This window comes from Chryseobacterium mucoviscidosis (genome assembly GCF_002177115.1).
In the GTDB taxonomy this organism is placed as follows: Bacteria; Bacteroidota; Bacteroidia; order Flavobacteriales; family Weeksellaceae; genus Chryseobacterium; species Chryseobacterium mucoviscidosis.
The window spans coordinates 1-257 of the sequence record NZ_MVAG01000202.1 but is presented as its reverse complement, the minus strand read 5'-3'; the positions used below and the strand labels follow the sequence as shown (position 1 = coordinate 257).

The window sequence follows — 257 nt, the reverse complement described above, 5'->3', positions numbered from 1 at the left end:
AAAGCTCAATCTGATGATGCTCGGCATTATCGTGTTTTTCACCAATAATAAGATGTTGAGCGGTAGCAAGATCCGCCAAAAGCTCGCTGCTAGAAATAATTTTGCCACTGTGCAAATCGTAAATCTGCCCGTCAGTCAGGAAAGCTTTCTGCCCTGGCGCATCCTGCTTTATGGTGACATTCTGTCTGCAGGCTCCCAGACTAACACTAGCTAACGTTATCATAGAAATAAGGATGAACTTTCTCATATTCCCATCT

General features: G+C 43.6%; 1 protein-coding gene. It reads left to right on the top strand.

The window, feature by feature from the left end; genetic code table 11:
* Window positions 1–214: hypothetical protein (locus tag B0E34_RS22910; RefSeq protein ID WP_165763042.1), on the top strand; the 214-nt coding region annotated here is incomplete at its 5' end.
* Window positions 215–257: the final 43 nt, after the last annotated feature.